Annotated in this window: 18 protein-coding genes; 7 read left to right on the plus strand and 11 right to left on the minus strand. The window is 61.2% G+C overall.

From position 1 onward, the window contains the following. Positions 1-5: 5 nt before the first annotated feature. The gene (locus GSQ93_RS05295; RefSeq protein ID WP_158934540.1) at positions 6-1,307 is read right to left on the minus strand and encodes a sodium:proton antiporter; all 1,302 of its coding nucleotides are present in this window, start codon (positions 1,305-1,307) and stop codon (positions 6-8) included. A gap of 95 nt (positions 1,308-1,402) precedes the next feature. Continuing rightward, a complete protein-coding gene (locus tag GSQ93_RS05300) occupies positions 1,403-1,951 on the minus strand; it encodes a cytochrome b (RefSeq protein ID WP_158934541.1) in 549 nt (182 codons plus the stop codon). A 241-nt stretch (positions 1,952-2,192) separates the two neighbouring features. Between GSQ93_RS05300 and GSQ93_RS05305 the strand changes: the two genes are divergently transcribed. After that, on the plus strand, positions 2,193-3,089 hold the full coding sequence (locus tag GSQ93_RS05305) for a LysR substrate-binding domain-containing protein (RefSeq protein ID WP_216857576.1): 897 nt from the start codon (positions 2,193-2,195) through the stop codon (positions 3,087-3,089). Here the strand turns inward: GSQ93_RS05305 and GSQ93_RS05310 are convergent. The 4 genes from GSQ93_RS05310 to aldA all read right to left on the minus strand — a co-directional run bounded on the left by GSQ93_RS05310 (position 3,056) and on the right by aldA (position 8,781). Next, positions 3,056-4,720: a GMC family oxidoreductase gene (locus GSQ93_RS05310; RefSeq protein ID WP_158934543.1), complete on the minus strand. Its 1,665-nt coding sequence runs from the start codon at positions 4,718-4,720 to the stop codon at positions 3,056-3,058. The two genes, GSQ93_RS05305 and GSQ93_RS05310, sit on opposite strands and share 34 nt — an antisense overlap. Before the next feature lie 15 nt (positions 4,721-4,735). Continuing rightward, a complete protein-coding gene (locus GSQ93_RS05315; RefSeq protein ID WP_158934544.1) occupies positions 4,736-5,953 on the minus strand; it encodes a mandelate racemase/muconate lactonizing enzyme family protein in 1,218 nt (405 codons plus the stop codon). Continuing rightward, positions 5,950-7,281 (minus strand): nitrate/nitrite transporter, encoded by a 1,332-nt coding sequence (locus GSQ93_RS05320; RefSeq protein WP_158934545.1) that lies wholly within the window; start codon positions 7,279-7,281, stop codon positions 5,950-5,952. The genes GSQ93_RS05315 and GSQ93_RS05320 overlap by 4 nt, the downstream gene beginning before the upstream one ends. Before the next feature lie 75 nt (positions 7,282-7,356). Next, on the minus strand, positions 7,357-8,781 hold the full coding sequence (aldA, locus tag GSQ93_RS05325) for an aldehyde dehydrogenase (RefSeq protein WP_158934636.1): 1,425 nt from the start codon (positions 8,779-8,781) through the stop codon (positions 7,357-7,359). A gap of 249 nt (positions 8,782-9,030) precedes the next feature. Here aldA and GSQ93_RS05330 point away from each other — a divergent pair, with 249 nt between their 5' ends. After that, complete coding sequence (locus GSQ93_RS05330) at positions 9,031-10,416, plus strand: FAD-containing oxidoreductase (RefSeq protein ID WP_158934637.1); 1,386 nt, start codon at positions 9,031-9,033, stop codon at positions 10,414-10,416. A 1-nt stretch (position 10,417) separates the two neighbouring features. Here the strand turns inward: GSQ93_RS05330 and GSQ93_RS05335 are convergent, their stop codons facing one another. Together GSQ93_RS05335 and GSQ93_RS05340 are read right to left on the minus strand one after the other, a co-directional pair. Then, positions 10,418-11,161, minus strand: coding sequence for an enoyl-CoA hydratase/isomerase family protein (locus GSQ93_RS05335; protein WP_158934546.1), 744 nt, complete (start codon positions 11,159-11,161; stop codon positions 10,418-10,420). 181 nt (positions 11,162-11,342) lie between these two features. After that, entirely contained in the window at positions 11,343-11,858 is a 516-nt protein-coding gene (locus tag GSQ93_RS05340) for an MFS transporter (RefSeq protein ID WP_158934547.1), read from the minus strand. A gap of 41 nt (positions 11,859-11,899) precedes the next feature. On the opposite strand from GSQ93_RS05340, the gene GSQ93_RS38500 reads away from it, so the two are divergent. Beyond that, positions 11,900-12,025 carry a hypothetical protein gene (locus GSQ93_RS38500; protein WP_301952045.1) on the plus strand — a complete coding sequence of 42 codons (126 nt, stop codon included), beginning with the start codon at positions 11,900-11,902 and terminating at the stop codon, positions 12,023-12,025. Positions 12,026-12,063: 38 nt separating this feature from the next. On the opposite strand, the gene GSQ93_RS05350 is transcribed toward GSQ93_RS38500, so the two are convergent. From GSQ93_RS05350 to GSQ93_RS05360, 3 genes are all read right to left on the minus strand, one after another. Further along, the gene (locus tag GSQ93_RS05350; protein ID WP_158934549.1) at positions 12,064-13,347 is read right to left on the minus strand and encodes an MFS transporter; all 1,284 of its coding nucleotides are present in this window, start codon (positions 13,345-13,347) and stop codon (positions 12,064-12,066) included. Between the two features lie 14 nt (positions 13,348-13,361). Next, positions 13,362-14,453 carry a PRC-barrel domain-containing protein gene (locus GSQ93_RS05355; RefSeq protein ID WP_158934550.1) on the minus strand — a complete coding sequence of 364 codons (1,092 nt, stop codon included), beginning with the start codon at positions 14,451-14,453 and terminating at the stop codon, positions 13,362-13,364. A 158-nt stretch (positions 14,454-14,611) separates the two neighbouring features. Then, on the minus strand, positions 14,612-15,130 hold the full coding sequence (locus GSQ93_RS05360; protein WP_254073764.1) for an ankyrin repeat domain-containing protein: 519 nt from the start codon (positions 15,128-15,130) through the stop codon (positions 14,612-14,614). Positions 15,131-15,791: 661 nt separating this feature from the next. Between GSQ93_RS05360 and GSQ93_RS05365 the strand changes: the two genes are divergently transcribed. The 4 genes from GSQ93_RS05365 (at position 15,792) to GSQ93_RS05380 (ending at position 19,154) form a co-directional block, all read left to right on the plus strand. Next, positions 15,792-16,427 (plus strand): DUF938 domain-containing protein, encoded by a 636-nt coding sequence (locus GSQ93_RS05365; RefSeq protein ID WP_158934552.1) that lies wholly within the window; start codon positions 15,792-15,794, stop codon positions 16,425-16,427. 349 nt (positions 16,428-16,776) lie between these two features. Then, entirely contained in the window at positions 16,777-17,916 is a 1,140-nt protein-coding gene (locus tag GSQ93_RS05370; RefSeq protein WP_158934553.1) for an aromatic ring-hydroxylating dioxygenase subunit alpha, read from the plus strand. A 104-nt stretch (positions 17,917-18,020) separates the two neighbouring features. Further along, on the plus strand, positions 18,021-18,284 hold the full coding sequence (locus GSQ93_RS05375; protein ID WP_158934554.1) for a hypothetical protein: 264 nt from the start codon (positions 18,021-18,023) through the stop codon (positions 18,282-18,284). 588 nt (positions 18,285-18,872) lie between these two features. After that, a complete protein-coding gene (locus GSQ93_RS05380; RefSeq protein WP_158934555.1) occupies positions 18,873-19,154 on the plus strand; it encodes a hypothetical protein in 282 nt (93 codons plus the stop codon).

A 19,154-nucleotide genomic window follows, 5' to 3' on the forward strand; every position in this document is an offset into this window, starting at 1 on the left:
GCAGATCAACTTCTCCCGTATCGATTCATCAGCGGCGTTGACGTAATGCCATGCAGGATCACCGACGCTGCGATCACGCCCAGCACCAGCGGCGCAAGCGGTTCTGCAACGCTGCGAGGCGCATGCTCCAGCGCATACATCAGGTAATAAAACGACCCGACGCCGCGAATCCCGAACCAACTGGTGAGCAAGCGCTGCGAGCGCGTCGCCGATGACCCCAGCAACGAAGCCTGCACCGACACCGGCCGCGCCACGAAAAACAATAGCCCGATCACCGCAGCGCCTTGCCACGTGAACAGCCGATCCCAAACATTGGCGAGAACACTGCCCACCATCAGCATGATCGCGACTTCCGCGATACGTTCGAGTTCTATCGTAAAGCCGAGTACCCGTTCCGCGACAAACGCATGCGCACGGTCGGGATCGGACGCGGTTGCGCTAACGTCCTCGGTATCGATGACACCCACCGCTTCATGCGCCGACTTGTCACCGCTGGCCTTCTGTTCGACGCGCCGCATCGCGAGGCCCGCTGCGAACACAGCGAGGAATGCATACGTGTGGATCAATTCGGCGACACCATACGAGAGCGCGATCAAGCCCAGCGCGTAAAAACCTTCGGGCCCGAGAGCGAGACCATGGCGACTGCGCAGCCAAGCAATCAGCCGCACGGCGAGATCTCCGAGCAGCCAGCCCACAGCCAATGCGCCGGCGACGCCCCAGAGGGCATCGCTGGCGAAATGCCAACTCAACGCCTGCTGTGGCGATGTCTCGTAGTTGCATACCGCGATTCCCAGCAACGCAAACGGCAGCGCGATGCCGTCGTTCAAACCGCCTTCGCCGGTGAGCGAAAAGCGCAGGAGGTCGACATCGCCGGGAACCTGTACTTGCACGTCATGCGCGAGCACGGGATCGGTCGGGGCGAGCATTGCGGCGATGAGTAGCGAAGGTCCCCAGTTCATATGCAGCAGATAGACGCCTGCCAGCGTCATGATGGCGACCGTTGCCACCATCGCGACAATGCCGAGGCGCACGGGCAATAGCCAGATCCGGTCAGTGGGCGGGACGCGCAGGCGCAGCCCGATCGCGAACAGCGACACGAGCATGGCGACTTCGGTAATCCGGCGCAGCAGGGTGGCTTCGCCCAGCAGATCGATCTTCAGCAGGCCGATCCCAAACGGACCCAGCCCGAAACCGATGGCGAGATACACCATGGCGCTGCTGATCGGCAGTTGTTTGAACGTCGAACTGGCAAGCCCCATGAAAATGAGAACACCGCCAACGACGAGAAACCATATCGTTTCGGTCATGAGAGCCTGAGATGAATGCAGCGTGCCCGAACAGCAGCAAGAGGCATGCCACAGGCATCGCTGTGACTTCATCGCTGCAACGCTGCGGCCCTGCGTTACAGTATGCGCCGCAATGTGCCGTCCTTGAGCACCACATGATGTCCGATCGCCGCTAATGCGTGTGCGCCGATGACCCAGTAAAACAAATTACCCAGGAACTCATGCGCTTCCTTGATGATGGGCCGTGCGACCGGATCGGCGCCCACGAGTTGTATTTGCCAGCCCAGCCCGGCGAGCGTCACCGGATGACCGCCCAGGTTGATCATCAGGATTCCGAGTAACGGCTGCGCAAAAATGAACATATACAGCGCGAGATGGACCAGGCGGGCAAGGAAAGTGAGCACGCGGGCGTCGGCGATCTCCGCAGGCGCGCCGTGCCACAAGCGCCAAGTCAGGCGAAGGACCGCCAGCGATAACACCAGCGTGCCGCACCAGAAATGCACGTTGCTCCAGAAAATGCGGCTGTCGCTGCCTTTGGGTCCACGGATCTCGATGGCGAAATAAGCCAGCGCAATCAGGACGACAATGGCCCAATGAAAGAAAATCGAGGGCTTCGAATAGCGTTCCAGGTCGAGCGTAGTTGGGGTGGTTGATCCAGCAGGCATGCAGTTCTCCGGTATGTTTCATTGAGCGGTTCAGCCCGTGGCACGAGCATGCAATGAACGGATAATGGCGCACTTGTATTCCATCGATTCTTCCATCGATTCGGCACAAGGATGTCAAATCGCTACAGTTCGAGCGGATGGCTGAGTAAGATCACGCGAACGCACGCTCAACTGACGCTCGCCGCCCGCGGCTCACGTACCAACGAGACAACGAACTTTCCGATCCGCCGTGAAACGTAAAATGCCCGCGCTGAATGCGCTCAAAGCCTTCGAGGCGGCCGGTACCACCGGCAGCTTCACCCGTGCAGCTGAACTGCTCAACGTCACGCAAAGCGCGGTCAGCCGGCAGGTCCGGCAACTCGAGGAGCAGCTCGGCGAGACGCTGTTTTCCCGCCGTCATCAGCATCTCGTCCTCACGCCGAGCGGCCGCGTGTTGTTGCGTGCGTTGCAGCAATCCTTCGACAAGATCGAACTGACGGTCCGCGCGATCGGCCAGAAAAATGACGTCAACCGGCTGCGTATCAACGTTCCGCCGACCTTCGCCGCGCGCTGGCTGGTGCCGCGCCTCGGGCGCCTGCGCGGAGCGTTTCCGCAACTCGACTTGAGCATCACCACGCGCGTGGACGATGGCATCACGGATTCGAACCGGCTCGACTGCGCGGTGCGTTTCGGCGATGGCGAATGGAATAACCTTGAAAGTACCTTGCTGATGCACGAGCGGCATATCGCGGTGGCGTCGCCCGCGTTGCTGGATCGTGAAGGCGTGGATACGCCGGTGGAACTGAACCGCTTCACCTTGCTGCATGTTCTATCGGGCGAAGATCAGCGGTACCTGACCTGGCAACACTGGCTGGACGCCGCGCGGATTGAAGGGGTGGACACGGACAACGGTCACGAATTCGACCTGCTCGATTTATCGATACAAGCGGCCATTGACGGCATGGGCATCACCATTGCCGATCGCCACATGATTGCGGCCGAACTGGCGTCCGGGCAATTGCGGCAAGTGCTGGACGTGGAGGTGGAAGGGCGCCAGTCATACTGGTTCGTGCTGCGTCCCGAGCAGCGTGCAAGCGGGACGCAGCGCCTATTCCAGCAGTGGCTTCAGGCCGAGGCGGCGGCCAGCGCTTCGCGTTGAACGAAACTGGGCGCGGCGGCATCGTCGAGAATCATTTGCGCGGCTTTTTCCGCCACCATCATCACGGGCGCATTGATATTGCCGGACGTGACGTTCGGGAAAATGGACGCATCGACAATCCGCAAAGCCTCGATGCCATGCACACGCAGACGGTCATCCACCACCGCGGTCAGCGGGTCCGGGCCCATCGCGCACGATCCGCACAGGTGATAGATCGAGCCGCTGTTCTCGCGGAAATACTGCAGCATGGCGGCGTCGTCGCCTTCGGGCACAACTGACTCGCCCGGCAGCGTTTCTTCCACCGTGACCGCGCGCAATGCCGGGGCCTGCATGATCGATCGGATCAGCCGGCTGCCCTGGATCACTTCGTCTATATCCTTTTGCGTCGTCAGATAGTTGGCGTGAATCAACGCGGCATCGTTTGCGTTGGCCGATGCAATCTCGATCGATCCGCGGCTCGTCGGCCGGCAAGGATTGAACGCGAGCAGGAAGCCGGGATACGGCTCAGGCGTGAGCTGCGAGCGGTTCGATTTCGGAATCCGATACGACAACGGATTGAAGTAAAGCTGCAGGTTCGCGAGCGGGCTCGCCGGGTCGGTGCTGAAGAAACCACCGGCCTGATTCACGCTCATCGCAAGCGGCCCTTTGCGTGTCAGCAGATACTGCAGGCCGAGTTTCAGCTTGCCGAGAAGCGACCCGAAGTCACCGTTCAGCGTAGGCATGTTCGCGCGATAGTAGTAGCTCGCGCAGAGATGATCCTGCAGGTTCTGGCCGACGGCGGGCAGCGCATGCAAGACGGGAATCCCGTGGCGTTCGAGCAGCGCCTTCGGGCCGATACCGGACAGTTGCAGCAGCTTGGGCGTATCGACCGCACCCGCACACAAGAGCACTTCGCGCGAGGCGTGGAAAGTCTTCTTGACGCCGTTCTGCGATACCTCGACCCCCTTGGCGCGCAGTCCATCGAACAGTACGCGCGATGTCAGCGCGTGATGTTCGATATGCACATTCGAGCGCTTCAGCGCCGGTTCCAGATACGCCACGTTACTCGACGCACGCTGGCCCTTGTGCGTGTTCACATCGTAGACGCCGGCACCTTCGATCTTCGCGCCGTTGAAGTCGTCGTTGCGCGGAACCTTGAGTTCATCGCAGGCATCGAGGAAGTGACGCGTGATCGCGTGGATGCCGCGTTTCATCGACGTCACGTGGATCGGGCCGCTTGCGCCATGGACGGCCGTGTTCCCGGCCGCGTGTGTTTCCAGCTTGCGGAAATACGGCAGCACGTCCTTATACGACCAGCCCGCGTTTCCTGCCGCTGCCCAGTCGTCGAAATCGCGAGGCGCGCCGCGTACGTAGATCATCGCGTTGATGGAGCCCGATCCGCCTTGCACCTTGCCGCGCGGCGCGTAGATTTTCCGGTCCGCCAACTCTGCTTCCGGCTCGGTGTAATACATCCAGTTGCAACTCGGATCGTAGTAGGTCTTGGCGAACCCGACTGGAATCTTGAACCAGAACGAGTTGGCCTTGCCGCCCGCTTCGAGCACGAGCACGGAGTATTGTCCCGACGCGGACAGTCTCTCGGCGAGAATGCAGCCGGCCGATCCCGCGCCGACGATGATGTAGTCGTAAGTCATGTTATGTACTCAGCCTCAGCCTTTGGCCGGGGACGAATCCCGGACATCGGCAGGCTTGGACGCCATCTGCAGATGCAGACGATCGCCGGTGTAAGGGGAATGGGCACGTACCACGTCCATGTTCAGTTCAACGCCCAGCCCCGGCGCCTTCGACGGCACGATATAACCGTCTTCCCATTGGATCGGCGTCTTGAGAATCTCGGCGTGAAAACCGTCCCACGTGCCGATGCTTTCCTGGATCAGGAAATTAGGCGTGCAGGCGGCGAGCTGGATGCTCGCGGCGGCGCCAATGGGCCCGTTGTACAAGTGCGGTGCGATCTGTGCGTAATAGACTTCGGCGAGGGCAGCGATCTTCTTGCCTTCGAGCAAGCCACCGCATCGGGCAACATTCAATTGCAAAATAGACGCCGCACCCGCTTGCAGCAGCTTGAAGAACTCATACTTGGTCGTGAGCCGTTCACCTGCCGCAATGGGGATGCTGGTATGGCGGGAGACTTGCGCCATAGCCTCTTCCTGACCGGGCGGGACGGGCTCTTCGAACCACAGCGGATCGTACTTTTCGAGGCGTTGCGCAAGCCGGATAGCGGACGACGGCACCATCTGCCCATGCGTGCCGAACAGCAGGTCGCATCGGTTGCCAACTGCTTCGCGAATGCGCTTGCAGAAGGTCTCGCAGCGTTCCAATACGTCGAGCGAAAGCTGATGACCCGAGTACGCGGTGTACGGACCGGCAGGATCGAACTTGACCGCAGTGAAGCCGCGATCCGCGTTCTGCACGGCACATTCAGCGGCGAGATCGACGTCGTCGTAGTCGTATTCGCCCGCGGCGTTCTTCGGATAAAGGTACGTGTACGAACGCAGCCGTTCGTTGACCAAGCCGCCCAGCAGTTCATACACCGGTTTGTCCGCTGCCTTGCCGATAATGTCCCAGCACGCCATCTCAAGCCCGCTGACGACGCCCATCATCGTGAGGTCGGGGCGTTGCGTGAAGCCGCTTGCATACGCTTCGCGGAAAAAACGCTCGACGTGATGCGGATCGTGGTCTTGCAGATAGCGGCCGAACACGTCGTCGATAATGTGCGCCATCGCTTTCGGATGGAACGTCGCCGAATAAATTTCGCCCACACCTTCAATCCCGCAAGCCGTTTTCAGCTTCACGAAGATCCAGTACATGCCACCCAAATGCGGCGGCGGCACGGCGACGAAATGCGTTTCGAGAGAGACGATTTTCATTGGAGGGCGTCCTTTGCAACGGTCGTGCGCATGCGCTTGAGTGCGAGTGCGGCGATGCCGCCAATCACGCTGATCGCAGCGATGTAGGAGAAATAGAACTGGTAGCCGAGGAGGCCAGGGAAATGCTCAGTAGTCCAGCCGTTCACGAGCGGCAGGAACACGTCGGGTGAATAACCGATCAGCGAAACGAGGCCGATTGCCAAGCCCGTTATACGCAATGGAATGCCGCATTGGTCGAGCAGCGACCAGTACAGCCCGCGAATGGCGTACGTCAGGATGCCGATCAGGAGCACTACGACGGCGATCATCGCAACGCCTGCACGCGGATCGATATGGCCGAGCGTGGGCAGCACGACCAGTGCGACCAATCCAAGCGCTGCGAGAAAAAGGGCAGTGGTCAACACGCCGAGCGTGGAGAAACGATCGCCGAGATAGCCGCCGCCAATGCCGCCAATTGGGCGCATCCAGAGCTTGAGCGTGGTGAGCGTACCGGCCATGACCACGGTCATCTTCAGGTCACCCACTTGCAGATAAGCCGAGAAGCTATAGGTGGCCCAGAAGATCTGATAACCGCAGAACACAATGGCCGCCATCAACCACAGTTGCGGAATGCGCATCAGCGTGAGGAGATCGCGCCACAGCGAGTTTTTTTGCTTGAGATTGTCCGCTGCTTCCTGTTGTTCTCGCGCGGTTGCGGGCGGTTCTTTCACCAGGGCCATCAACAATCCCAGCGCGATACAAACGCCCGAATAGAGGTAGACGACGTATTTGAAGCCTACGTCGGTCGGCAGACCATGCTTCTCCGTGGCGGTCGCGAAGATCACCAACGCGACAGTCGCGAGCAACGCTTCGATCAGACCGCGTCCGCCGTCGAGCAAGCCGAAGAACCGGCCTTGTTCGTCGTGCGCGGCGATCGTCTTCACGCGCTTCAGGATGGATGCCCAGAAGGTCAGCCCTGTTGTCAGGCCCCAACAGCAGAACACGGCGAGCAAAATTGGAAAGCTGGGTGCGGTCGAATAAACAATTCCCAGCCCGCCGGTCGCGATCAACGAAAAGCAGATCAGGAAACGCGGCGCGATGCGGTCGGCAAGCCAGCCGCTCGGCAAATAGCTGATCAGAAAAACGGTGCCGAGTATCGAATACAGATAACCAAGCTGGCTATTGTCGATATGAAAAAACTCGAGCATCGGCGTCTGGTAGACCTGACGCAAATACAGCAGCGGATAGATCGCGCCCGCGGCGATCACCAGCAGCACGAGCTGCATGTATCGCTGCGCACGCGTTGTATCGGCGATTGGCGGGGTGATGCCGGTCAAGGTCTTTTCCATAAGAAGTCTCCTTCGGCTGCTCGTCACGAGCGCCGTTTTTATAAATGTTCGAGTGGGTGTTGATGTGTTGAGGCGTCAGTACTTCATGACGACAAGACGCGTCTGCGTGAATTCGAGCATGCCGTGCTTGCCGTCGTCGCCGCCGAGGCCTGAACGTTTCCAGCCGGCATGAAAGCCTTGATACGGATCAGCAGGCGTGCGGTTCACGTACAACTCGCCGGCTTCAATCTCGTTGGCCACATGCATCGCGGTGCGATAGTTCTCGGTGTACAGCACTGAAGACAAGCCGTATTGATGATCGTTGGCCATCGCGAGGGCGTCGTCGAGCGTGTCGTACGAGATAACCGGCAGCACCGGTCCGAAAATTTCTTCGCGGACAATTTCCATGTCGTGACGGCAATTGACCAGCAGCGTTGCCGGATAGAAATAGCCCGGGCCGTCGGGCAACACGCCGCCGGTGGCGATCGTCGCGCCCTCGGCAACGGCGCGTTCGACCATCGCATGAATGTTGCGCTGCGCCGAGCGGCTGACGAGCGGGCCCATCTTCGATGCATCTTGCGAGCGATCGCCGGAACGCACCGCCTGCATCTTCGTGCGCAGCAGTTCGACGAAGCGATCGTGCACGCTGGCATGGACGTACACGCGTTCCATCGCGGTACACAACTGTCCGCAATGCGTGGTCTTCGATGCCACGATAGCGCTTGCCGCCGCTTCAAGATCAGCATCGGGCTCGATGATCGCGGGCGCTTTGCCACCGAGTTCCAGCGAAGGCTTCGCTATGTTCGTCTTGCAATACTCAAGCACGATGCGCCCGGCGCTCACGCTGCCGGTCAATGTGATCATGCCCACTGCCGGGTGCGTGCAGACGGCGCCGGCGGTGGCGTGGTCCATCGCGAGCACGTTGAAAACGCCCTCGGGCAGGCCCGCTTGAAGCGCGGCTTCGGCGATCTCGAATGCGGATGCCGGCGTGTTATTGCTCGGCCGTACGACGACTGTATTGCCCGTGATCAGCGCGGGCGCGATCTTGCGCAGAAGGGTGTACACCGGGTAGTTGAACGGAATCAGGCAGGCCACCACGCCAATCGGTTCACGATGCAGCACGAGGTTTTCGTTCGGGGTATCGCTGGGAATGACTTCGCCTTCAATCCGGCGCGCCCATTCCGCGTGATACCGCGTGATGTCGGCGGCGTAGCGGGCTTCGTTCTCCGAATCGGCCACGCTCTTGCCAGACTCCAGCGCGAGCGCCGCACCAATCTGCGGGGCACGCTCGACGATGGCATCGGCGAAACGGCGCAGATGCTCGCCACGCTCAATCGCCGTCAGTGCGCGCCATTTCTTCTGCGCACGCGATGCGGCTTCTACCGCGCTCAGCGCGTCGTCCTTCGAAGCGAGCGTGACACGCGCGATGACGGCCGACGTGGCGGGATTATCGACATCGGAGAAAGCGGTGGATTGCGACTCGACAAAACGGCCATCGATGAAATTACGGTAGGTGCGCATCGTGATTGCCATGAAAGGTGAAGCGCCGCGGCCGTCCGCGACGTGAATGGCGGTAGTTTTATCGGCGTGACACTCGGCCACAAGCGATTAAAACTCGACCCGCCCATGCGTAAAACGCACTGAAAGGCGGGTGTATCCATGCAGCGCGATAGCCGATGGCGAGCTACCATGCAAAAACGCCATGTTTGTTCACTGTTTCGCGTTGATCCGGCCCGACCATTCACTGGGGAGACTCGCATGTCAGAGCAAATGTCACAGCACTTCGACGCTATCGTGATCGGCACCGGACAAGGCGGTGGCCCGCTGGCAGTCAGGCTGGCCGAGAGCGGCCGGCGGACCGCCGTGATTGAACGGCATCTGTTCGGCGGCACCTGCGTGAACGTGGGCTGCACGCCGACCAAGACCTACGTGGCAAGCGCGCGTGCGGCGCACGTCGCGCGTCATGCCGGCGACTACGGGGTGATTGTGGAAGGCGAGGTGCGAGTCGATCTGGCGCAGGTCAAGGCGCGTAAGGACGGCGTAATCGCGGAGTCACGCAATGGCGTGGAGAAGTGGTTGCGCAGCACGCCAGGGGTAACAGTGTTCAATGGCCACGGCCGCTTCACCGGCCCGCATTCGATCAGCGTGACAGGTCCCGGCGGCCAGCAGCAGGCGCTCGACGCGGACGCGATCTTCATCAACACCGGCACGCGTGCAACCGTGCCGGAAGTCGATGGGCTGGCCGGCGTTTCACATCTGACGAATTCCACGATTCTCGAATTGACCGAGTTGCCGGCGCATCTCGCGATTGTCGGCGGAAGTTATATCGCACTGGAATTCGCGCAGATGTTCCGGCGTTTCGGCAGCCGCGTGACCGTGCTCGTCAGGGGCGATCGCGTGCTGGCACGTGAGGACAAGGATTTCGCCGAACAGGTCCAGAAGGTCCTATCGCGGGAGGGCGTGGAATTCTTGTTCAACACCGAGGCGTCGAAGCTCGAACCGGCAGGCAAGGGGATTCGGATCACGTTCGAAAACCAGACAAGCATCGAAGCATCGCATTTGCTGTTCGCGACGGGGCGCACGCCGAACACGGATGACCTCGGGCTTGAGCACGCGGGCATCGTGTTGAACAAGCACGGTTTGATCGATGTGGACGGGCAGCTTCGCACCCGGACAGAAGGCATCTGGGCGCTTGGCGATGTCAACGGTCGCGGCGCATTCACGCATACGTCGTACAACGACTATGAAATCATCGCGTCGAACGTGGTGGACGGCGAAACGCGCAGTGTGGATTCGCGCATCATGTGTTACGCCGTTTTCGTCGATCCACCGTTCGCTCGTGTAGGCATGAGCGAGACGGAAGTACGCAAGGACGGCCGGAGCACGCTGATCGCCACCATGCCGATGTCGCGCGTTGGCCGGGCACGCGAACGTGGCGAGACAGATGGCTTTATGAAAGTGCTGGTGGATGCCGAAACGAAGAAGATCATCGGCGCGGCCATGCTTGGTATCGAGGCCGATGAAGCCATCCATACGTTCATCGACATCATGAATGCCGACGCGCCGTACACCATGCTGCAACGCGCGATGCATATTCATCCGACCGTCAGTGAGTTGATTCCTACGTTGCTCGGCATGCTGAAACCGCTGACGTGATTTACGCCCGGCGTTGCTTGATGCGTTGAGCGATAACCGGACTTTGAAGCGATCGCTCATAAGCGGTTCTGTCGGCGCTGAGCGTGGTGTCACCCTCGGCGATGGCGATGAGTTGGCGCTTCATCGATCGCACGGTATCTGGCACGCAAGCGCGAAGTGCATCGATATATTCCGCCGTGCGCGAACTCAGTTGCTCGGGTTTGACGAGCTCGGTGAGGAAGCCGACGCGCAGCATCTCGGGCGCATCTAGCGTCATGCCCGTAAGAAAGAGCCGTTTCGCCTGAGCCAGTCCCAACTCGCGAACGTATCGACGCATGCCGTCGGGGTAGTAATGCAAACCGATACGCGCAGCCGGCATGAACATGCGCGTGCCCTCTACGCCGATGCGCACATCGCAGCACAGCGCAAGATCCGTCGCCCCGCCATAGACGCTGCCATTGAGCGCGCAGACCGTGGGAAGCGGGCAAGCTTCGAGCTCGTTCAGGAAGCTTTCGAACGAATCGTCGATATTGCCCGCGGCCAATTCGGACAACGTATAACCCGAACTGAATGTGGTCGCGCCGGTTCCTGTGACGACTAGCGCTATCGCCGTTTCATCGTTTGCCGCCGATGCAATCGTTTCCCTAAGCCCGGTCAGATCAGCCGGATCGATACGGTTATGTTGCTCCACACGCGTGAGCTGGATCGTGACAACGCCTTCGTGCCGCGAACAGGAAAAACCTGGGATGGTGCGGGTATTCGTCATGTTTTTCAGTGTGCCAAAGATCAGTCGGGCAACGGTTGGCCGCGTGTTTCAATCGCCCACCGCAGCGTGATGATTCCAACAATGAATATGCATGCGGTCAGCGCAATCGGCATGCCGAGCGTTCCAAAATGGCTCACGGCAACACCCAGGCACAGACTGACGCCTGCTGCAAAAAACCGTCCTATCGACGTGGAAAAGCAAACGCGGTAGCGCGGATCGAGGTCGGATATTGCTCGGGCAACCATAGTGCATACATGGCCGCGTTACCCCCGTCCAGGCCGATAAAAAACGACAGCGCCATGAACGGAACAAGCCCTGCATGAAAGTAGAACGCCCAGCCGAATCCTGCAACCAGGAACAGTGCTGCGGTGGCGTAATAAGCGGCGAGCGTAGGGCGGCGGCCGTAGCGATCGGCGAGAAACGGCAATATCAGATAACCGATGATCGTACCGATCGAATAAATGGCCGTGGTCGCAGAGGCCAGTTGATTGCGGTGATGGCATCGATTCCTTGCCGCTCCGCCAACTGGATGACCGCTGTCGGCAGATAGATCGAGCCGCCCCACAGCCCGAGAATGGCGACCGTCACCAGCACTGAATTGACAATGGTCCGCTGCCTGTAGGGCTTGGAGAAGATATCGCGCAAGGGCTGTTGGCTCGGCGCCGCAACGGATGCGTCTGCATGCGTGCGTTTCCATTTGCGCGGTTCGCGGACCTTGAGCCCGAAGGTTCGGTTCGCATGCCACCGCCCATGTTGGGGGAACACACGATCGACGCGCTGGGCGAGTACGGCTTTTCAGACGAGCAAATCGATGCGTGGCTGACATCGCAGGTCGTGTTGCAGCATGAGCACGCGCTGGGCTGAATCAAGCCCAAGTCCAGCACGTGCTCATAGAGGCGCCGTCAAGCCGCCGGGGTCGCTTCCTTCTCCTTGGCGGCTTCGTCGTTGGCGGCGGCATCGCGGGTTTCCGGCATCGCGAGCCATACCAGCGCCACGGCCAGCGCACCGGCTGCGGCAAGTCCGAAGAAGCTGGTGTTCACGCCAAACTTGTCCGCCACGAACCCGGCAATCGCCGTGCTCAGCGTCGCCCCGACACCCGCCGCCAGCCCAAAGAATCCGATACACAAGTTGTACCGGCCCTTGCCGCCGGCCACGTCGGCTGCAATCAGCGGCAGCATTACACCGAACACGGCCGCGCTGATACCGTCGAGCATCTGCACCGGCACCAGCAGGTAAGGGCTGGCCGCACTGCTCGCGGCCGCGAACAGCAGCGCACGCAACGGCAGCGCCGAGAAGCCGATGATCAGCACCGGCCGCCGTCCCCAGCTTTGCGCCTGCCGCCCGACCCACGGCGACAACCCCGCCACGATGAACTGCGGCACGATAATGCACGCCGCAATCACGAGTTGAACGTTGTCGCCCATGTGCGCCGTGACTTCACCGGCGGCGAGGTTCAGCATGGCCGCATTCGACAAGTGAAACAGCACCACGCACGCCGCGAAGGTCAAGAGCCTCGGGTCCCGCAGCAGATCGCGCAGGCTTTCAGGCCGCTCGGCCCCGGCCGCGCTCACCGCTTGCGCGATGCTCGCGCCCGCTTTCGCCGCCGCTTTTTTCATACGAGGCACGACAGGTGCCATCTCGTGATGAATCATGTTCAGCGCGACGAGCGCAGGCAATGCCAGCGCCGCCGTCAAGAAGAACACTGAGCGCAGCGACAGATACTCGCCGAACAAACCCATCGCCGCCGCCGTGAGCGCACTGCCGATGGACGCCCAGCGCGCATTGCGCCCGAGCCGGTTGCCGAGATCGGCACGCGAGACGAGGGCGAGCGAGATCGCGGCCATGGCGGGCACGAGCATGCAGCTCGCAAAGCCGTGCAGCACTTCGGCCGCGAACACGACGGTGAACGTGGGGCTCGCGCCAAGCAGCAACGCACTTACGATGATCGCGATGATGGCGGCAGCAGCCGCGCCCTTCTTGTTGCGCAACGCATCGACGAGCGCGCCGGCCGGCAACTGGCTCGCCATCGCGCTGATCGTACCGACGCTCAGCATCAGCCCGATCTCGCCTTGCGTCCATTTGTTCGCGGCGAGATAGGAAGCGATGAACGGCCCAAACCCGGTCTGCACATTCGCGACAAAGAAGTTCAGCCAATCGAGCGCGCGCAGACTTCGTGCAATTCCCATATTTCAGATCGTCCTCATTGTTTCGAGGGGCGCGCAACAGCCGCCGCACCGGCTTTCGCACCTGACGCCGGGCCGGAGGCCGCGGCCGCGGCCGGAACTGCAGCCGAAGCGGGCTCCGGCGACTCGGCGGGTTCCGGCGGCGGGACGACGGGCGAAATGATCTTGATCGGTTGATCGGGCGAGTAAGTGGGGGCGGCTTTGATCTGTGCGTCGGTGAAATCCAGTTGCAATTGCATTACCTTGTTGCGCGAGACCACGTGCAGGTCGGGCCAGTTCGCCGCGACTTGCCGTTTGTCGGCGGCGAGGGAATCGGAGAGATCGATGACGATTGCCTGGGGCTGCGCCTCGCTATCGATCAGCACGTCGACGACGCGGCCCATCCGCGCGCCGTTTTTCTGCGAAACATTGGAGTCGATAAGTTGGGCGAGCGTCGGCGGAATATCGTTGACTGATCCCGGTCTCGCCGAGGCTTCCTGAGCCTTCGCTTTCGCCACGCTCGACGCTCCATTGCTGCCGGGCGTGGGTATGGCGAACGTGATGGGCGCTTTTTTGGTGGCCGGATTGAAGCGGAACGCGGTCCACGGGAAGGTCACCTTGCGGTCTCCAATACCCAGGAAACCCGCCAGATTCACGATCATGATTTTCGGTTTGCCGGTGGCATCGGCGTACATGTCCACTGCGCGGCCGATCACCTTGCCGTCCGGGCGCTGGATCTCGCTGTCGAGCAAACCGCGGATTTGCTCGTGCTGCATGATGCGCGTGGTGAGCAGCGGCGGCGGCACAGGCGGCGCTTTTTCTTCGACGGGCGGCGGCGGGGGCGGCGGCGGTTTTTTCGGCACGACCACACGCCGTTTGGGCGCGGGGCGCGGGGCTTTCGGTTCGGCCGGGGGCTGCGTGGCGACCGGTGTCGATGCCGGCTCTTCCGGCTCCACGACTTCCGGCTCGGCCGGCGGTTGCGGCGTCGACAAATCGACAATGGGCGCAGGCGCCTGATGCGGGAACAGGCTGCATCCCGACATGACCGCGAGGACAAGGAGGATCGCAAGCGTCCGGGCCACTGTTCGCCAGTGCCATTCGTACGCTCGAAGCGGGAAACCGCCACTCATCACAAGAGCTCCATGTTGCAGGACTGCCTTCACGAAATTCGTGCGCCGTCGCACGGGTTGTCGGCGGCGCGTGGGTTAGGGGAGGTTCGAGTTAATGTCCGATTCGGAACGCGCGAGCGGCACACGCAAGCGGCTGTATCCGTTTCGTCCGGCCGCGCTCAAAAGCCCGGCGGACGCGACTTCGCCTCGGTCGCCTGCGCGAGCCGCGCGGCGGTGTCGGGAGCGCCCATCTTCGCGGCGGCGTCGCGTGCGGTGAAACCGTTCGCGTCCTTCGCGTCGGGGTTCGCGCCTTTCTCGATCAGGAACTCGACCATCTCCATGCGATTGAACATGGCCGCGATCATCAACGCGGTGCGTCCGTCCGGCGATGCCCCTTCCACGTCCGCGCCGTGTTCCAGCAATGCCTCGATGACCGGCTTGTACCCCTTGAACGCCGCGCCTGCAATCGGCGTCTGGCCGTTGTCGTTGCGCAGGTTCGGATCCGCCTTGTGTCCAAGCAGCACGCGCACCGCATCGGCATGGCCGTGATAGCTGGCAAGCATGACGAGCGTGTCGCCTTTATCGTTACGCAGGTTCGGCGGCAAGCCTTTATGCAGCAAGGTGTCGAGCATGGCGGCGTCGCCGCGGCGGGCTACGTCGAAGACCTCGCTCGCGAAATCGATGAGTTCGTCGCTCATGGGTTCCGGGCTTTGACCGGGCTTGCCGGCGGATGAGTCGGCGGATGAGTCGGGCTGCATGGGAGGCTCCATTAGGATTGCACGGACCGGTGCGGCGCGGCCGCTGCTCGATGCCGGGATGGCAGGCGGGCGCCGGGTCGGGCGATGTTCGGTAGGTACTGCGTGCAGCGTCGATGTCAGGCGGTGTCGTTCAGTTGCGTCGGTTGCATCGGTTGCATATGGCATCGGTCCTGCGGTCATTCCTGGTTTCTGCGGCTTCCATCAGTGCGTCAGGATACACAGGTTTGGCGGCGGCCCGCACCGTGATAGCAGGAATCGCGCCTTGTCCGGGCGACCGGGCTTCCTGACCTGACATCCTGTCCAGACCGCGTGTTCGGAGCGTCATTCTAATGGGTGCGTCTTCATCGGCCGTTGTTCTTCAGTGCCGCTAAATGTGACTGATCAGTTTGACCGGCGGTTTATTGGTGTTCGCAGCGGCGTTGCGCGCTCCTCGTTGCGGTCTCTTTTCGCCTTGCGTGAGCGTTGTTCATCGGCAGATCGCCCAGCCTGCCGTCCTTGGGATTTTTGCTCGTGTTCGCCGGCAAGGTTATCGGCGGCTCTTTGCTTGACCTATGCGTATCGCGCGCTTACGCTCGCCAGCACTTCAATCTGGAAATGCACCGTGAGCCCCAACAACGCCGATAACCCCGACACGCTCCGCCGCGTGGCGCCCGCCGCCGAACGCAATCGTGGACCCATTCTCGAAGTGCTGAGCCGCGCTTTGCCCAAGGCCGGCGTCGTCCTCGAAATCGCGAGCGGAACGGGGCAGCATGCCGTCCACTTCGCCGCGGCGCTGCCCACCGTCACCTGGCAACCGAGCGATCCCGACGCGGCTTCGCGGGCATCTATCGACGCCTGGCGCAAGCACGCTTCACTCGCCAACCTCAACGCACCGATCGCCCTGGATGTCCGGTCCGCTCCCTGGCCGGTGCCGGATTCCCTTGCGGCAATTGTCTGCATCAACATGATCCATATTGCGCCGTGGGCGGCAGCCGAAGGGCTTTTCCAGGGAGCCGGCAAGCGCCTGACGAACGACGGCGTGCTGTTTTTGTACGGACCTTACAAGCGCGACGGGGCACATACCGCTCCGAGCAACGAAGCCTTCGACAACCAGCTTCGCGCGACCAATCCATCCTGGGGCGTTCGAAATATGGAAGACGTTATGCAGCTCGGCCGTGCGGCAGATTTGTGGATGGAAGAAGCCGTGCCCATGCCCGCAAACAACTTCTGCCTGATATTCCGGCGCACCGGAATCTGAGGTATCGGGAGGGAGGCAGCCGAACCGAGGCACCGAATCTGGCAGATCCAACGCAGGGCGCTTCGAACGGTTCCATATCGGCTGGATGAAGAGCGCACGGGGCACCGTAGGCACGACGCAAAAGACGTTGTAAGAATGTCCTCCGGCGGAGCGGCGAAGTGCCGCAAAAAAAGCCGCCGCACTGCCCGCGCACGCCCATCCAGCCCGCTTCCGATGCCAGCCGCCGCCCCTCGCCGCGCCTCAATTGTCGTCTGGCGTGTAGACTGCGTTAGGCCTTTGGTTGCAACGTCTCCTCAAAGCACTTTTTTCGTCTGTTTTCTGCCGATTCCCTCAAGCGGAGGCATCGTACATGCATGTAGCACTGCAACAGGACGTCGCTTCGAGCGAACTTTCGTCCCAACAGTCTCAACCGTCGGCGCGCGATCTGCGTCGTGTCGATATTCACCCCGATCACTGGTATCCGGTCGCCTGGTCGCGGGAAGTAAAACGCGGCAAGGCGCATGGCGTTCGTTTTGCCGGCGACCCCGTCGTGCTCGTCCGTACGGAAAGCGGCAAGGTGTTCGCGCTGGAAGACCGCTGCGCGCATCGCCAGGTGCCGCTGCACGCGGGCGTAGTCGACGGCGAATCCATTCGCTGCTGTTATCACGGCTGGACCTACGACTGCACCGGCCGCTGTATCGACGTCCCGTATCTCGGGCGCGAACGCCTGCCGAACGGCGTGCGCTCGTATCCGTGCCGCGAAGAAGCCGGCCTGATCTTCATTTTCCCCGGCGACCCGCTGCTCGCCGAGACCACGCCGTTTCCCGCGCTGGGTTCTGTCGGCGATAAAGCCTATAAAACCCGTCGCTTCGGTCGCGAAGTGAAGTGCCATTACACCTTCATGCACGAGAACCTGATGGACATGAACCATCAGTTCCTGCATCGCAAGCAGATGGGGCAGATGAAGGCGCGTTCAGTCGGGCGCAGCCGCGGTGAAGATTGGGTGGAAGTGAACTACACGTTCGCGCGCGAGGAGGGCAAGCAGCCGATCGGCGAGGCGCTGGTGTTCAGCCAGAAGCGCGGCACGAAGCCTGACGATAACAACAAAGACGTGATGACGATCCGCACGGAGTATCCGTACCAGACGCTCAGGATCCGTACCAAGGACCAGACGATGGTGATGGATCTGTGGATCGCGTACGTGCCGCTCGACGCCGAGCAGCGCACCAACCGCACGTTCGGCCTGCTGTCTATCCGCCGGCCGAAGATCCCGGGCATTCTTGATGCCGCGTGGCCGTTGCTGGTGTGGTTCACCGAGCGTATCTTCAAGGAAGACCGGTGGATTGTGGAGCGCGAGCAGGAAGCGCATGACCGGCAAGGCGCCGATCATAACCATGAGGTGTTCCCGGTCATCCTCGAACTGCGCTCGCTGCTGACTGAATGCGGTGCGCCGCTTCGAGAACCCGCGACGGAGCGTCGTGTGCATATGATTCAGCCGATCAGTGACTGATGCCGGCTGGCTCGCACGCACGACAAAATGCCGCAGTACCAACGTCTTGGGTCTTAGCCAAGACGTCGCAGTCATGAAGTATTAACCAGAAGAGGTCGACCATCATGGAACCCAACTCGACAGAGAACCCGGTCAAGCCGGCGGTGAACGCGCCTCCCGAACAGGATCATTTCGATGCCGCCATCAGCCACGTCGATCATTCCTATGCGTCGGGTGTCATGGCTGCAGGCGCGGCCAAGGGCATTCTCTATAGCGTGATCGAGACGCTGGGCACGCTTATCGGCGACCCGGATTTGCCGGAGCATGCGCGGTCCGGTTATCAGGCGTTAAGAGTGAGTGCGCAAGAACTGCGCTCGAAGATCGATTAAGCGTTTGCGCTTTGTTATCGTTTCAGCATCGAGTCGTGCAGCCAGTCCCTGTGACGCATTTTTATGGTCGCCGGGTAACCAAATCGCAACGGCTCGGGCAATAATGTCAGGTCAACCACGGAGCACATCATGAGCAAGAGCCAGGACGCAAAGAAAACCGAGAAGAAGGTCGCTGTCAAATCGCCGAAAGAAAAGAAAGAAGCGAAGAAAGTGAAGAAGGAGGCGTCCAAGCGGCAGTAATTCAGTAACGGAAGCGGCAGTTTGGAGGTGATGCGAGACTGCAGACGGGCGCGTTCAAACGTCCGCCGGGTTGATGTCTATCCCGCTTCTGCTTCCAGATTCTCCGCTTCCCGCAGTATGGTTTGGTTTATCGACGGCCCGCTCAACAGCGGGCCGTTTGCATGGTGAAGGCCTCGCTCGTACGGAGGCAAACTGATCGTCCCGTTGAGACGATGAACGGCCCATGAAAGACGCCAATGCCCCGCGAACCGCGAAATTCTGTATGATAATGATTCTCAATAACGTGCCTCGGTCCATTTTTGCGGATTGAGCCAGACCCTCTGCTCGCGCTCCATGCAAGACTTTTTCATGCCGGGATCCGTACTGTTCGCGATCGTCGGTGCACTCGCGTTTTATCTCGCCGCACCCGGCCAGCGCTGGCTGCGCGCCCCGTTGCCGCCGAGGCTTTTTAGAACGCTCGCGGCGGTTTTCAGCATCGCGGCGTTTGTTGTGGGCGCGAGCGGGCAGCATCCCGCCACGTCGCTTGCCATCGTGTTCACCGCGGTTATGGCGTGCCTGACCGCGTGTCCGTTTATCGGCGTGTTGCTCGAGCGGGTCCGCGTTGGCGACGCTTCGCGGGCGACACGTTGA

The organism is Burkholderia sp. S171 (assembly GCF_009766085.1).
GTDB lineage: Bacteria > Pseudomonadota > Gammaproteobacteria > Burkholderiales > Burkholderiaceae > Caballeronia.

Coding starts and splice junctions, on each gene's coding strand:
- GSQ93_RS05295 (WP_158934540.1), bottom strand. CDS start 1,307: ATGACCGAAACGATATGGTTTCTCGTCGTTGGCGGTGTTCTCATTTTC.
- GSQ93_RS05300 (WP_158934541.1), bottom strand. CDS start 1,951: ATGCCTGCTGGATCAACCACCCCAACTACGCTCGACCTGGAACGCTAT.
- GSQ93_RS05305 (WP_216857576.1), top strand. CDS start 2,193: ATGCCCGCGCTGAATGCGCTCAAAGCCTTCGAGGCGGCCGGTACCACC.
- GSQ93_RS05310 (WP_158934543.1), bottom strand. CDS start 4,720: ATGACTTACGACTACATCATCGTCGGCGCGGGATCGGCCGGCTGCATT.
- GSQ93_RS05315 (WP_158934544.1), bottom strand. CDS start 5,953: ATGAAAATCGTCTCTCTCGAAACGCATTTCGTCGCCGTGCCGCCGCCG.
- GSQ93_RS05320 (WP_158934545.1), bottom strand. CDS start 7,281: ATGGAAAAGACCTTGACCGGCATCACCCCGCCAATCGCCGATACAACG.
- aldA (WP_158934636.1), bottom strand. CDS start 8,781: ATGCGCACCTACCGTAATTTCATCGATGGCCGTTTTGTCGAGTCGCAA.
- GSQ93_RS05330 (WP_158934637.1), top strand. CDS start 9,031: ATGTCACAGCACTTCGACGCTATCGTGATCGGCACCGGACAAGGCGGT.
- GSQ93_RS05335 (WP_158934546.1), bottom strand. CDS start 11,161: ATGACGAATACCCGCACCATCCCAGGTTTTTCCTGTTCGCGGCACGAA.
- GSQ93_RS05340 (WP_158934547.1), bottom strand. CDS start 11,858: ATGGAAACGCACGCATGCAGACGCATCCGTTGCGGCGCCGAGCCAACA.
- GSQ93_RS38500 (WP_301952045.1), top strand. CDS start 11,900: ATGCCACCGCCCATGTTGGGGGAACACACGATCGACGCGCTGGGCGAG.
- GSQ93_RS05350 (WP_158934549.1), bottom strand. CDS start 13,347: ATGGGAATTGCACGAAGTCTGCGCGCGCTCGATTGGCTGAACTTCTTT.
- GSQ93_RS05355 (WP_158934550.1), bottom strand. CDS start 14,453: ATGAGTGGCGGTTTCCCGCTTCGAGCGTACGAATGGCACTGGCGAACA.
- GSQ93_RS05360 (WP_254073764.1), bottom strand. CDS start 15,130: ATGAGCGACGAACTCATCGATTTCGCGAGCGAGGTCTTCGACGTAGCC.
- GSQ93_RS05370 (WP_158934553.1), top strand. CDS start 16,777: ATGCATGTAGCACTGCAACAGGACGTCGCTTCGAGCGAACTTTCGTCC.
- GSQ93_RS05375 (WP_158934554.1), top strand. CDS start 18,021: ATGGAACCCAACTCGACAGAGAACCCGGTCAAGCCGGCGGTGAACGCG.
- GSQ93_RS05380 (WP_158934555.1), top strand. CDS start 18,873: ATGCCGGGATCCGTACTGTTCGCGATCGTCGGTGCACTCGCGTTTTAT.